We start from the raw sequence: 13,605 nt of genomic DNA, 5'->3' as shown, positions 1-13,605 counted from the left end.
TCGAAGAACCGGACGGCAAGGCCGATACCGAGGAATGCCCCATGAGCAGCCTGTCCGTCTATCACGTTTCCAGCCCCGAGATTCCAAACAAGGTGCTGACCCATTTCGAAGACATCGCCTCGACCCTGGCCGAACAGGGCGTGCGCTTCGACCGCTGGCAAGCCGCCGCGAAGATCCAGCCCGGCGCCAGCCAGGAAGAAGTGATCGGTGCCTATAAAGAGCAGATCGACAAACTGATGACCGAGCGCGGTTACATCACTGTCGATGTGATCAGCCTCAACAGCGATCACCCGCAAAAAGCCGAATTTCGCGCCAAGTTCCTCGAAGAACATCGCCATGGCGAAGACGAAGTGCGTTTCTTCGTCGCTGGTCGTGGCCTGTTTACCCTGCACATCGACGATTACGTCTATGCCGTGCTGTGCGAGAAGAACGACCTGATTTCGGTGCCGGCCGGCACCAAGCACTGGTTCGACATGGGCGAGAACCCGCATTTCGTGGCGATCCGCCTGTTCAACAACCCTGAAGGCTGGGTCGCCAACTTCACCGGCGAAGACATCGCCGGTCGCTTCCCGCGTCTGGAGGACTGAGCCGATGTCGATCAAGGTCATTCTCACCGACATCGAAGGCACCACCAGCGCGGTGAGTTATGTATTCGACGTGTTGTTCCCATATGCCGCCAAACACCTGCCGGACTTCGTTCGTCAGAACGCCCAGCGCGCGGATGTTGCCGAGCAACTGGACGCCGTGCGCCGCGACAGCAACGAACCGCAGGCTGACGTCGAGCGGGTCGTGGAAATTCTGCTGGCGTGGATCGCCGAAGACCGCAAGGCCACGCCGCTGAAAGCGTTGCAGGGCATGGTCTGGGAACAGGGTTATCAGGCCGGTCAGTTGAAAGGCCATGTTTACCCGGACGCCGTTGAAGCGCTCCAGCGCTGGCATCAGGCCGGTTATCAACTGTTTGTGTATTCGTCCGGTTCGATTCAGGCGCAGAAGCTGATTTTCGGCTGCTCGGAAGCAGGGGATCTGACGCCGCTGTTCAGCGGCTACTTCGACACCACGTCGGGCCCTAAGCGCGAGGCGCAGTCGTACAGCAACATCCAGCAGTCCATCGGTGTCGAACCGCAGGAAATCCTGTTCCTGTCCGACATCGTCCAGGAACTCGATGCCGCCCAGGCCGCCGGCCTGCAGACCTGCGGCCTGGCCCGTGAGGGCGGGGAGCTGGAGGGTCACGTGACTGTCGACAGCTTCACCGGGATCGAACCGGAAGCGTTCTGAGTTCACCCAATCGACGCGCAAAAAAAACAGGCCGTGAAGCGAACGCTCCACGGCCTGTCTGTTTATACGGTGTTCGGATTACATCGAGTGATAAGTCGGCAGGGCAAAACGCTGCTGGCTTTGCAGCATGCCGATCTGCGGCAGCTCGCTGGCTTGTTCTGCCAGATCACGACGGATCGCGCTGATCGCCCACGACAGTTGGTCGCCGGCATGCAGTTGCTGATAGGTCAGCGCACGTTTGAACACTTTGCCGTCGGCACTCTTCAGCGTCAGCAGAATCCCGCCATCGGGACGTGGCGCAGTGGTGACGTTGAAGTTGGAGAACAGGGAGGTAAATTTTTCTTGGATCAGGCTCATGTCTTTCAGCTCCGTATGCACTTGAATGGCAAGCATGCGTAGGGAGTTGCAGCGATTGTGCCAGTATTTCTTTTTTTAAATATCTTTAAAAATCAATAACTTATAAAGCCTGCATATTTCGACTGTCGTGCAATCTGCATGAATGGCCATCGTGCATCCTGCATTTTGCGGGATCGCTGTCGATCCAATGGAACCATTCCGGCGGGCCGCAATCCCGCTTTACCTTGTAGCGCTGGCGGATACAAAACATTGCAAAAACCGCGTGTACAGCCCGCGAAGCCCTGACGTATTTTCGGCCTCGACCCTCGCTCGAGAAGCGCCGGTTGCCTCACCCGATTGCCCGACAATAAAAATCCGGCCTGCACGTCAAGGTCGAACGGGAGCTGCCATGCGCCACGCGCCGAGCGACACGATTACCTGGAGCATGATGCTCCGCAAACTGCCGATGATTGCCAAAGCTATCCCCCGGGTGGTGAAAGGCATGAAGGTGGCTAACGTCAAGGATCCGACCCAAACCTGTGGCCTGGGCTGGACATTCGAGCAAGCGACCCTGCGCAATCCCGAAGGCCCCGCGCTGCTGTCGGGCGAGGTGGTGCTGAGTTATTCACAGGTCAACCAGTGGGCCAACCGCATCGCCCACTACTTAATCGGGCAGGGCATCGGCAAGGGCGATGTGGTGGCGGTGTTCATCGAGAACCGCCCGGAACTGCTGGTGACGATTCTCGCGCTGGCCAAGGTCGGCGCGGTCAGCGCGCTGCTCAATACCTCGCAGACCCGCGATACGCTTATCCACAGCATCAATCTGGTGACACCGGCGGCGATTGTCGTCGGTGAAGAATTGCTGCCGGCATTTGCGGCGGTACGCGAGCAAGTGTCGATCCCGGCAGCGCGTGCCTGGTTCATCGCCGATCAGGATACGTTCAGCCATCCGGGCATCGCGCCCGAGGGTTATATCAACCTGATCAGCGCCAGTGCCGACGCCTCGGGCGACAACCCGGCCAGCAGCCGGCAGATTTTCTTCGACGATCCCTGTTTCTATATCTACACCTCCGGCACCACCGGTTTGCCCAAGGCCGGCGTGTTCAAGCACGGACGCTGGATGCGTAGCTCGGCGAGCTTCGGCATGATCGCCCTCGACATGCGTCCGGACGACATCGTCTATTGCACCTTGCCGCTGTACCACGCCACCGGGCTTTGCGTGTGCTGGGGTTCGGCAGTCAATGGCGCGTCGGGTTTCGCCATCCGCCGCAAATTCAGCGCCCGGCAGTTCTGGAGCGATGTGCGCCGCTACCGCGCAACCACCATCGGTTACGTCGGCGAGTTGTGCCGGTATCTGGTGGATCAGCCGCTTAGCGCCGACGACAGCCGTCACGACGTGCGCAAGATGATCGGCAACGGCCTTCGTCCCGGCGCGTGGGCCGAGTTCAAGACCCGCTTCGGCGTGGATCATATCTGCGAGCTCTACGCCGCCAGCGATGGCAATATCGGCTTCACCAACATCCTCAATTTCGACAACACCATCGGCTTCTCGCTGATGGCCTGGGAACTGGTCGCCTACGATCAGGACAGTGGCGAGCCGATTCGCGGCGCTGACGGTTTCATGCGCAAGGTCGGCCGGGGCGAGCGAGGCCTGTTGCTGGCGCGGATCGATGACAAGGCGCCGCTGGATGGCTACACCGACCCACAGAAAACCGCGAAAGTCGTGCTGCAGGACGTGTTCGCCAAGGGCGATCGCTTCTTCAACACCGGAGATCTGCTGCGCAATATCGGTTTCGGCCACGCACAGTTTGTCGACCGTCTCGGCGACACCTATCGCTGGAAGGGCGAGAACGTCTCGACCACCGAGGTCGAAAATCTGCTGCTCCAGCACCCGCACATTTCCGAAGCGGTGGCCTATGGCGTGGAAATCCCCAACACCAATGGCCGCGCCGGGATGGCGGCGATCACCCCGGCCGAGTCTTTGGCGACCCTGGATTTCGCCGAGCTGCTGGCTTTCGCCCGCCAGCGCATGCCGGCCTACGCGGTGCCGCTGTTCTTGCGGGTCAAGGTGAAGATGGAAACCACCGGCACCTTCAAATACCAGAAAACCCGCCTGAAAAACGAAGGTTTCGACCCCGGCCAGACGGGGGATGACCCGATTTATGCCTGGCTGCCGGGGACCGAAACCTACGTGCAAGTCACAGGTGAAATCCTTGCGGACATCCGGGCAGGCAAGTTCCGTTATTGATATTGGCTATCGGCGGTCTTGGAAAAAAGGGGATGACAGCTATCGCCGCGCTCGGGAAACTATCGGCTTTCCGATTGACCGAAAGTGGAGTTGCCCCATGTCCGACCAAAGCCGCCAGATGACCCCCGAAGAAGCTGCCGAATTCACCGAGCAGGTATTCAACAAGGCGCGCGAGGGCGATGCGGTGATGCTGGATCGCCTGATCACTGCCGGTCTGCCGGTGAACCTGACCAACAGCAAGGGCGACACCCTGCTGATGCTCGCCAGTTATTACGGTCACGTTGACGCGGTGCAAGTGCTGCTCAAGCACAAGGCCGACCCGGAACAACGCAACGGCAACGGCCAGAGCCCGATTGCCGGCGCGGCGTTCAAGGGTGATCTGGCCGTGGTCAAGGCATTGGTCGCCGGTGGGGCGCAGATCGAAGGCGCCTCCTTCGACGGCCGCACGGCGTTGATGATGGCGGCGATGTTCAACCGCGTTGAAATCGTCGACTTCCTGATCGACCAGGGCGCCGATCCGAAAGCCAAGGATGCCAACGGCATCACCGCGCTGGACGCAGCCCGCACCATGGGCGCCGTGGACACCACCGCGCAGCTGGAAAAACTGCTGGGCTAACGCCGCTGGCCGGAACCCGCTCTGTGGCGAAGGCGAGAATGCGCTATCCTTCGCGCCCTCAAAATTCCCTTCGCCACAGGATCCGCCCCCATGAAAGCCGCACTCGCCGAACTCATCAGCAAAATCAGCTCCGGCTGCATGGGCGAAGACGAGATCCTGAAGGTCGCTGACGAAGCGGCGCAGGCCTACGCCGATGCCGACGCTTTTCTGACCGCCAACCCGGACATCAACTACGACGACACTTTCCCGATTCCGCTGGGCGAGTGGGTCGTGGTCGGCAGCCTGCCGGAGACCGTGCTGTTCCAGGCGGATACTTACGCCGACCTGTTCGCGCAGATCGTTGCCTCGTTCGGCCCGGGCGTCGACTTCAACCTCAAGCCCAAGCAACTGGCCAAGACCGAAGCGCTGACCGCGCTCAACCGCATCCAGGTGCAGATGAGCAGCCTGAACAAGGAAAACGGCGGTTACACGCTGATGAACTTCAGTCAGCTGCTCGACGACGAGCTGCAAGTGGTACTGGTCTACGGCAACGACGTACCGCGCGTGCTGGAACTGTGTGCCGAAGTCGGCATTGCCGCCGCGCCGTCGCTGGAAGCCCTGAAGGTCGCCGTTCACGTCTGAACGCAATAAAAGGGAACCCTGTGCGTGACCGTCTATCCTAAAAGTGCATGCCACTATTCTGGAGCGACACCATGGGTTCCACGTTCAACGGCCTGGTCGGCCTGATCATTCTTGCGCTCGACATCTGGGCGATCATCAATGTGCTGAAAAGCGGCGCCGAGACCGGGATGAAAATCCTCTGGGTGCTGTTGATCATCCTCCTGCCGGTGCTGGGCCTGATCATCTGGGCGATTGCCGGACCGCGGGGCAGTGTGCGGATCTGACCGTTCGCAGCCTGATTGGGTCGGGCCGATGAACTGAGGTTCGACCTGTCATCTTCGGCAACGTAGAATGCGCGCCTTTCCCGGGCAATCGAACCTGACGATTGGCGCCCGCGCATTCATCGGAGCACTTCACCATGACCGTCACCAAGACCAGCGAATACCTGGAAACCCTCTACGAAGGCTACGGCCAGCGTTTTCGCATGGAAAAACTGCTGCACGAAGTGCGCACCGAACACCAGCACCTGGTGATCTTCCAGAACCCGCGCATGGGCCGGGTGATGGCGCTGGACGGCGTGATCCAGACCACTGAAGCCGATGAATTCATCTACCACGAAATGCTCACCCACGTGCCGATCCTCGCCCACGGCACCGCCAAGCGCGTGCTGATCATCGGCGGCGGCGACGGCGGCATGCTGCGCGAAGTGACCAAACACGCCAGCGTCGAACACATCACCATGGTCGAGATCGACGGCACCGTGGTCGACATGTGCAAGGAGTTCCTGCCGAACCACTCCAAGGGCGCCTACGACGATCCACGCCTGAACCTGGTGATCGACGACGGCATGCGTTTCGTCGCCACCACCACTGAAAAGTTCGACGTGATCATTTCCGACTCCACCGACCCGATCGGCCCGGGCGAAGTGCTGTTCTCGGAAAACTTCTACCAGGCCTGCCACCGCTGCCTGAACGAGGGCGGCATCCTCGTGACCCAGAACGGCACGCCGTTCATGCAGATCGAAGAAGTGAAAACCACCGCCGGCCGCCTGCGCAGCCTGTTCCCGGACTGGCACTTCTATCAGGCGGCCGTACCGACCTACATCGGCGGTTCGATGACCTTCGCCTGGGGCTCGACCAACCCGGCCTACCGCAAGCTGAGCCGCGAAGTGCTGCAACAGCGCTTCATCGGCAGCGGCATCGTCACTCGCTACTACAACTCGGAAATCCACATCGGTGCTTTCGCCTTGCCGCAATACGTGCTGCAAGCGGTGAACAAGCCAAGCAACGACTGATCGTTCGCGGGTCAGAAAAAGCCGAGGCCGGTGTGCGAAAACACGCCGGCCTCGGCTTTTTTCATGTTGCATCGGTGTAAACCTTTTGAACGATCAATCCTGACAAAAGTCGAGATAGGTGTAAGCCCATTTGCGGGTTTGATCGAGGAGGCTCCGATGTCAAAGTGGAAAGTCACTTTCGTGGACGATCATGGTGAAACGATCGACGAAGTCTTCGAGTGCGAGGAATGCCCCAGTCATGAACGGGCAGCCCGCCTCATCAAGGAACGATTGCTGCCGGTCGCCGCCGAGCTTGACCTGAACGATCTGGAAGGGCGCACCGCCGATGCCGGCGTAAAAAGCCTGAAAACCCAGAACAGCATCGAAATCCGCAGCATCACCCCAATCTGAATCTTCCTTTACATTGCTTACCAGGCCTTGGCAGCGGCTCTATCTTGGGGCTACTCTGCAAGCGAGATCAGCGAACGGATCGCTAAGGTCTGGTCTTGTCAGCTACATGCTTGTTTCCCGCCGGCAACGCGGTTGCCGTAAGCACCCGGGCCCTGTGGGCCAGTGCAGGGAATACGGAAAGTCTATCCATCTATGCGAGGGGGACGATTCATGAGCACAGCCTATCAAGAAGACATCAGCAGCAGCGTGCTGCGCCGCATGAAAGAAGGCGGTTTCGATTTTTCCCGATTCCATCCCATCGAGTTCTACGCCATTTTCCCGGACGAGGAGCGGGCGCGCAGGGCGGCAGGCAAATTTCGCGGTGAATCCATCAATGCCCAGGTCAGTGCGCGCGACGACGGCGCCTGGTCTCTGGAATTGAGCAAGGTGATGTACGCAACCTACGACGACATTGGCGATTTCGAGCAGGGCTTTTCGGCGGTGGTCGAGCCCTTGGGCGGCATCATCGAAGGCTGGGGCGTGAAACAGGAGATCCGCAACCGGCACCGTTTGAACTGATCACTCTCGCAACACGTCGAGCTACGGCTGACCTTCGGGTCGGCCGTTGTCGTTTCTGCCGCCCCGAAAGCGCATGGCAAAACCCTGAAACAAGAAACCGGCGCAAAAAAAAGCCACCTGAAAAGGTGGCTGAAAGGGAAGACCGGAAGGAGAGGAAACCGGTCAGGGTTACGGCCGGGAAGGCTGCCGAGGCAAGCCGGATAAGTGGAGCTGCGGACTTCGTCAGCGACGTTTTTGCAGCGGATGCGCGGATTATCCGCAGCCGTCGGCGGGCAGTGAAATCAACTCTGACTATGCTGGTGATAGGCGACGGGACTGCGTCGCAATGAAGCGGGGGCGATCAGGTTGGGGCATTTGCCGCACAGGAATGGTGCGGTGCGTGTGGCGTGATTATCCAACCGATTGAAATCAAAGCGTTTATGCCGATGGCACGGGCCTTGCGAAGGCCTGTATGTCCGGGGTGACAAGGAGTACGGCATGATCCGCACCTATTTTGATGAAATGTACGATGCCGGCGGCCAGGTCCGCCCGCATTACCGGGAGTTTGCCCGCTGGCTGGCCGAAACGCCTGACGAACTGCTGGCCCAGCGGCGACGCGAGGCCGATCTGCTGTTCCATCGTGCCGGGATCACTTTCACGCTCTACGGGGACGAGCAAGGGACAGAACGCCTGATTCCCTTCGACACCATCCCGCGCAGCATTCCCGCCAGCGAGTGGCGGATCGTCGAGCGCGGCTGCATCCAGCGGGTCAAGGCGTTGAACATGTTCCTCGCCGACCTTTACCACGAGCAGCGCATCATCAAGGCCGGGATCATTCCCGCCGAACAGGTGCTGGCCAACGAGCAATACCAGTTGGCGATGCAGGGGCTGGATCTGCACCGCGATATCTATTCGCACATCTCCGGCGTCGATCTGGTGCGCGACGGCGACGGCACGTATTACGTGCTCGAGGACAACCTGCGCACGCCGAGCGGCGTGAGCTACATGCTCGAAGACCGCAAGATGATGATGCGCCTGTTCCCCGAGCTGTTCGCGGCCCAGCGCATCGCCCCGATCGACCATTACCCGAACCTGTTGCTCGACACCCTGAAAAGCTCAAGCCCGATCGACGACCCGAGTGTCGTGGTGCTGACACCGGGACGGTTCAACAGCGCGTTTTTCGAGCATGCGTTCCTGGCCCGGGAAATGGGCGTGGAGCTGGTGGAGGGCGCGGACCTGTTCGTGCGCGACGACAAAGTCTTCATGCGCACCACCGACGGGCCGAAAGCGGTGGACGTGATCTACCGCCGGCTCGACGACGCATTCCTCGATCCACTGGCCTTCCGCCCGGATTCGATGCTCGGCGTGCCGGGGCTGCTGTCGTCGTATCGCTCCGGCAACGTGGTGCTGGCCAATGCCATCGGCACCGGCGTGGCCGACGACAAATCGGTGTATCCGTTTGTCACCGAGATGATCCGTTTCTACCTCGACGAAGAGCCGATCCTGAAGAACGTGCCGACCTGGCAATGCCGCAATCCGTCTGAACTTTCCCATGTCCTGGCCAATCTTCCGGATCTGGTGGTCAAGGAAACCCAGGGCTCCGGCGGTTACGGAATGCTCGTGGGGCCGGCAGCGACGACCGCGGAAATCGATGCCTTCCGCGAGCGGATCAAGGCCAAGCCCCACGCGTATATCGCGCAACCGACGCTGTCGCTGTCGACCTGTCCGACCTTTGTCGAAAACGGCATTGCGCCGCGCCATATCGACCTGCGCCCGTTCGTATTGTCCGGCCGCGAAACCCGGGTCGTACCCGGCGGTTTGACCCGTGTCGCCCTGCGTGAAGGCTCTCTGGTGGTGAATTCATCCCAGGGCGGCGGAACCAAGGACACCTGGGTGGTCGAGGATTGAAGGAAGCCTGCCATGTTAAGTAGAACTGCCTCGGATCTGTACTGGATGTCGCGTTACCTGGAGCGGGCGGAAAACCTCGCACGGATGCTCGATGTCAGTTATTCGCTGTCGCTGATGCCGCAGGACGGCCGTGGCGACGGTCTGCACGAACTGGCGATGCCGCTGCTGATCACCGGTACGCTGGACGATTACCTGGAACGCCACGGCGAGTTGCATGCCGAGCGCTTGCTGCACTTCTTCGCCCTCGATGCGGCGAATCCGGCGAGCATCTATAGCTGCCTCGGCGCGGCGCGAGCCAGTGCTCATGCGGTGCGGGGGCGAATTACTGCCGACATGTGGGAGAACATCAACGCCACCTGGCTGGAGATCCGCGGGATCGCCAATCAGGGCCTCAGCCGTTATGGCATGAGCCGTTTCTGCGAGTGGATCAAGGAGCGTTCGCACCTGTTTCGGGGCGCGTCCTACGGCACCATCATGCGCAACGATGCGTTTCGTTTTATTCGCCTGGGTACGTTTATCGAACGCGCTGACAACACGTTGCGCCTGCTCGATGCCCGCTACGAAATGGCCGGCGATCAGGCCGAAGCGGTCAGCGACGGCACCGCGCATGCCTATTACCAGTGGAGTGCGCTGTTGCGGGCCTTGTCATCGTTCGAGGCCTACACCGAGATCTATCGCGATGCCCCGGGCGCCCGGCATGTGGCCGAGCTGCTGTTGTTGCGCGCCGACGTGCCGCGTTCGCTGCGGGCCTGCACCGAAGAAATCGACCAGATTCTCGCGCAACTGCCGGGGGCCAACGGTCGTCCTGCACAACGACTGGCGGCGGAAATGGACGCGCGTCTGCGCTACACCGGCATTCAAGAAATTCTCGAGGAAGGGCTGCACGCCTGGCTCACCGAATTCATCCCGCTGGTGCGCCAGCTGGGCAACGCCATTCACAGTTCCTACCTGGAGGCCGCATGAGACTTTCCATCAGCCACGAGACCACCTATCACTACGAAGATCAGGTGCGCGCGAGCATCCAGTACCTGCGCCTGACACCCCACGACAGCGAGCGTCAGCACGTGCTGAGCTGGCAGCTCGACCTGCCGCGCCCGGTGCGCGCCCAGCTCGATCCGTTCGGCAACATCCTGCACGTGCTGACCATGGACGAACCCCACGAAGCGATCATCATCGGCGCCCGGGGACAGGTGGATATCGATGAGTTGCGCGAAGCCGAGCACGAGAGTCAGTCGGCGCTGCCGTTCCTGCGTTTCACCCGGCTCACCGAGGCTGACGAGGCACTGCGGGCGTTTGCCGAGAAGTCCTGCAAACAACGACGCGACCGCAATGCACTGATCGACCTGATGCATGGGCTGAACCAGCACATGACCTATAAGCCGGGCGCCACCGAAGTCGACACCAGCGCCGCCGAAGCGTTTGCCGGGCGGGCGGGTGTTTGCCAGGATCACGCCCACGCGTTTCTCGCCTGCGCGCGCAGCCTTGGGGTGCCATCGCGATATGTGTCGGGTTATCTGTACAGTGAGGATTGCGAGCATCTGGCCAGTCACGCCTGGGCCGAAGCTTGGATCGATGACGCCTGGTACAGCTTTGACGTGACCAATGAACTGGCTCGGCCGGAGCGGCACCTGAAACTGGCGGTGGGTCTGGATTATCTGGATGCCTGCCCGGTGCGCGGGATGCGCCGGGGCGGCGGGTCAGAGCAGATGCACGCGAAAGTGCTGGTGTCGCCGACACCAGCGCCAATCATCTCGGTTCAGCAGCAGTAAGCGGCGTAATTGGATTACTTGGCCGGCGCAACCTTGCGCCCGGCCATGTGCTGCAAATACCCGATCAGCTTATGCAGATCCGCATCCGGCAACACTTCGGCGGAAAACCCTGGCATCTTCGCTTGCGGCCACTGACGCAGACTCTGCGGATCGCGGATATAGCGCTTGAGGAAGTCCGCGCCGAAGTACTCGGTCGGGTTGTACGGAATGTTCAGGTCCGGCCCGAACTGCGCATCCCCCGCGCCATTCAGGCGATGGCAGGCCAGGCAGTTTTTCTGGAACAGCGCAAAACCCTGATTCACCGGGTCATCGCCCTTCAACGCAGGATCCGGCAGCAGAGCAGGGAAGCGCTCGGCCACTGGCGCCATGCGCTTGATGCTCGCCACTTCGAACGGCCATTGTTCCGGGCTGATATTGCCGGCCTGTGGATCGGTCCACACCAGATAAAACGGCCCGGCGCTGTGCTTGCCTTCCGACAGCGGCGGCCAGGGCTGCGCCGGATCCTCGATGGCCAGCCAGGCGCGTGAACCTTTGTTGTTGAGTAGCGGCGCGGCGGACAGTTCGGCGGCAAAACCGTCCAGCGCCACGGCTTGCAGGTGATCGTCCGGTTTGATTCCGGTCAGCAGCGCGGCAATCGGCACGGCGCGATAAGTCATGTCCTTCTTGTAGGACACGTCATTCTTGATCGTGAGGGTTTGTACCTGAGGATGCTTGAGCAATTCCTCGGTCTGCCAGATGCGGCTGTTCGCGCCCAGCTCCAGGTTCAGCTGCGCGGCAGACAGGGGCATGCTCAGCAGCATGGCCCCGAACAGAATGAGCGTTTTCAAGTGATCGCCGTCCGTGTCGTGGAAGTGCGCAAAGGTTGGCACAGCCACGCTGGCCCGGGTAGCGGGCCAGTCACATTTTCAGTGGCGATGAACAATACCTGCCGCTTGAATCAGCCGATGACCTTGGTCAGGTTCGGCAGAATCAACAACAGCGTCGTGGCGAAAAGAATGAGCCCTGCTTGCCGTACTTTCGGTTGTTTGAACATGGCTTGACCGCCTTTTTTGTTATTTCCTGATACCTGCCTGCATATCCATGACGGCAAGCGCTGCACTTCCTGTAGCGAACGCCTGTCTCGGCAAAACCCGACGACAACGACGTACATCTTCACCTTAGGGCCCGCGTCACGCTTGGCTTAGATCCATTTCGTATGTATTTGCTACCCGTCGCGATTAAAAAGGCATGAGGCCCATTGCCAGCTTCTTTGCCGCCCGTTTGCTAGACAGCTCGCGCACCTGAACCGGTTAATCAAGCCACGGATGACCGTCCGTCTGAGCGTGCGCGTCAACGTCATTGAGCGCTGTGGTCATTGAATCCATGGCCTGCGAAGACAACAGTGACAACACGAATTTCACTCACCGCACAGGTTCGAGGACGTCATGACCCAAGCTTTGATTTTCGACGCGTTACGCACGCCCCGTGGCAAGGGCAAGGCCGACGGTTCGCTGCACAGCGTCAAACCGGTGAACCTGGTGGCAGGGCTGCTGACCGCTTTGCAAGCGCGCACGGCGCTGGACACCAGCCAGGTCGATGACGTGGTGCTGGGCTGTGTCACGCCGATTGGCGATCAGGGCTCGGACATCGCCAAGACCGCCGTGCAGGTGGCCGATTGGGACGTCAGCGTCGCGGGCGTGCAGATCAACCGCTTCTGCGCCTCGGGGCTGGAAGCGGTGAACCTGGGGGCGATGAAAGTGCGCTCCGGGTTCGAAGACCTGGTGGTGGTCGGTGGCGTCGAATCCATGTCCCGGGTGCCGATGGGCAGCGACGGCGGTGCCTGGGCGCTGGACCCGCAGACCAACCTGCACAGCCACTTCACACCACAAGGCGTCGGCGCCGACCTGATCGCCACCCTTGAAGGCTTCAGCCGGCAGGACGTCGATGCCTATGCGCTGCACTCGCAGCAGAAAGCCGCGCGTGCCCGGGCCGACGGTTCGTTCAACAAGTCGTTGGTGCCGGTACAGGACCAGAACGGCATCATCCTGCTCGATCACGATGAGTTCATTCGCGCCGAGTCGACCCTTGAAGGCCTGGGCAAGCTCAAGCCGAGCTTCGAGATGATCGGCCAGATGGGCTTCGACGCCACTGCGTTGCGGGTCTACAGCCATGTCGAGCGGATCAATCATGTGCACACGCCGGGCAACAGCTCGGGGATCGTCGATGGCGCGGCGCTGATGCTGATCGGCTCCGAGGCCAAGGGCCGGGCGCTGGGTCTGCAACCCCGGGCGCGAATTGTCGCCACGGCGGTCACCAGCACCGATCCGACCATCATGCTCACCGGCCCGGCGCCGGCCACTCGCAAGGCGCTGGCCAAGGCCGGGCTACGGGTGGAAGACATCGACCTGTTTGAAGTCAACGAGGCGTTCGCCTCGGTGGTGCTGAAGTTCATCAAGGACATGGCCGTCGACCCGGACAAGGTCAACGTCAATGGAGGCTCGATCGCCATGGGCCACCCGCTGGGCGCCACCGGCTGCGCGATCCTCGGCACCTTGCTCGATGAACTGGAAGCCCGGCGCCTGCGCTACGGCCTCGCGACGCTGTGCGTCGGCGGCGGCATGGGCATCGCCACCATCATCGAACGCCTCTGACC

15 protein-coding genes are annotated in these 13,605 nt (G+C 60.9%); 13 read left to right on the top strand and 2 right to left on the bottom strand.

Features of this window, described 5'->3' with window-relative positions:
• Window positions 1-41: 41 nt before the first annotated feature.
• Together AC1RT4_RS22675 and mtnC are read left to right on the top strand one after the other, a co-directional pair.
• Complete coding sequence (locus AC1RT4_RS22675) at window positions 42-587, top strand: 1,2-dihydroxy-3-keto-5-methylthiopentene dioxygenase (RefSeq protein WP_007959995.1); 546 nt, start codon at window positions 42-44, stop codon at window positions 585-587.
• Between the two features lie 4 nt (window positions 588-591).
• Window positions 592-1,275 carry an acireductone synthase gene (gene mtnC / locus AC1RT4_RS22670; RefSeq protein ID WP_493087988.1) on the top strand — a complete coding sequence of 228 codons (684 nt, stop codon included), beginning with the start codon at window positions 592-594 and terminating at the stop codon, window positions 1,273-1,275.
• 78 nt (window positions 1,276-1,353) lie between these two features.
• Here the strand turns inward: mtnC and AC1RT4_RS22665 are convergent, their stop codons facing one another.
• On the bottom strand, window positions 1,354-1,632 hold the full coding sequence (locus tag AC1RT4_RS22665) for a DUF3509 domain-containing protein (protein ID WP_007959992.1): 279 nt from the start codon (window positions 1,630-1,632) through the stop codon (window positions 1,354-1,356).
• 388 nt (window positions 1,633-2,020) lie between these two features.
• Between AC1RT4_RS22665 and AC1RT4_RS22660 the strand changes: the two genes are divergently transcribed.
• The 10 genes from AC1RT4_RS22660 (at window position 2,021) to AC1RT4_RS22615 (ending at window position 10,973) form a co-directional block, all read left to right on the top strand.
• Window positions 2,021-3,859: a long-chain-acyl-CoA synthetase gene (locus AC1RT4_RS22660; protein WP_493087986.1), complete on the top strand. Its 1,839-nt coding sequence runs from the start codon at window positions 2,021-2,023 to the stop codon at window positions 3,857-3,859.
• Between the two features lie 97 nt (window positions 3,860-3,956).
• Window positions 3,957-4,475 carry an ankyrin repeat domain-containing protein gene (locus tag AC1RT4_RS22655; RefSeq protein WP_085608799.1) on the top strand — a complete coding sequence of 173 codons (519 nt, stop codon included), beginning with the start codon at window positions 3,957-3,959 and terminating at the stop codon, window positions 4,473-4,475.
• A 90-nt stretch (window positions 4,476-4,565) separates the two neighbouring features.
• Window positions 4,566-5,096: a hypothetical protein gene (locus tag AC1RT4_RS22650; protein WP_262158048.1), complete on the top strand. Its 531-nt coding sequence runs from the start codon at window positions 4,566-4,568 to the stop codon at window positions 5,094-5,096.
• A 71-nt stretch (window positions 5,097-5,167) separates the two neighbouring features.
• On the top strand, window positions 5,168-5,359 hold the full coding sequence (locus AC1RT4_RS22645) for a PLDc N-terminal domain-containing protein (protein ID WP_493087983.1): 192 nt from the start codon (window positions 5,168-5,170) through the stop codon (window positions 5,357-5,359).
• Window positions 5,360-5,493: 134 nt separating this feature from the next.
• The gene (speE, locus tag AC1RT4_RS22640; protein WP_493087981.1) at window positions 5,494-6,369 is read left to right on the top strand and encodes a polyamine aminopropyltransferase; all 876 of its coding nucleotides are present in this window, start codon (window positions 5,494-5,496) and stop codon (window positions 6,367-6,369) included.
• A 156-nt stretch (window positions 6,370-6,525) separates the two neighbouring features.
• Complete coding sequence (locus AC1RT4_RS22635) at window positions 6,526-6,759, top strand: hypothetical protein (RefSeq protein WP_007959980.1); 234 nt, start codon at window positions 6,526-6,528, stop codon at window positions 6,757-6,759.
• Window positions 6,760-6,969: 210 nt separating this feature from the next.
• On the top strand, window positions 6,970-7,317 hold the full coding sequence (locus tag AC1RT4_RS22630; protein WP_007959978.1) for a ribonuclease E inhibitor RraB: 348 nt from the start codon (window positions 6,970-6,972) through the stop codon (window positions 7,315-7,317).
• Between the two features lie 477 nt (window positions 7,318-7,794).
• The gene (locus AC1RT4_RS22625) at window positions 7,795-9,204 is read left to right on the top strand and encodes a circularly permuted type 2 ATP-grasp protein (protein ID WP_085690507.1); all 1,410 of its coding nucleotides are present in this window, start codon (window positions 7,795-7,797) and stop codon (window positions 9,202-9,204) included.
• 12 nt (window positions 9,205-9,216) lie between these two features.
• Window positions 9,217-10,167, top strand: a complete 951-nt coding sequence (locus AC1RT4_RS22620) for an alpha-E domain-containing protein (protein ID WP_007959974.1) — start codon at window positions 9,217-9,219, stop codon at window positions 10,165-10,167.
• A complete protein-coding gene (locus AC1RT4_RS22615) occupies window positions 10,164-10,973 on the top strand; it encodes a transglutaminase family protein (RefSeq protein ID WP_007959971.1) in 810 nt (269 codons plus the stop codon). Before AC1RT4_RS22620 ends, AC1RT4_RS22615 begins: the two co-directional genes overlap by 4 nt.
• A gap of 14 nt (window positions 10,974-10,987) precedes the next feature.
• On the opposite strand, the gene AC1RT4_RS22610 is transcribed toward AC1RT4_RS22615, so the two are convergent.
• Window positions 10,988-11,773 carry a c-type cytochrome gene (locus AC1RT4_RS22610; protein ID WP_493088031.1) on the bottom strand — a complete coding sequence of 262 codons (786 nt, stop codon included), beginning with the start codon at window positions 11,771-11,773 and terminating at the stop codon, window positions 10,988-10,990.
• 624 nt (window positions 11,774-12,397) lie between these two features.
• Between AC1RT4_RS22610 and AC1RT4_RS22605 the strand changes: the two genes are divergently transcribed.
• Window positions 12,398-13,603: an acetyl-CoA C-acetyltransferase gene (locus tag AC1RT4_RS22605; protein WP_039769940.1), complete on the top strand. Its 1,206-nt coding sequence runs from the start codon at window positions 12,398-12,400 to the stop codon at window positions 13,601-13,603.
• Window positions 13,604-13,605: the final 2 nt, after the last annotated feature.

It is taken from the genome of Pseudomonas sp. GW821-FHT11D10 (assembly GCF_058808435.1).
This window is presented reverse-complemented; position numbering and strand designations above follow the sequence as displayed.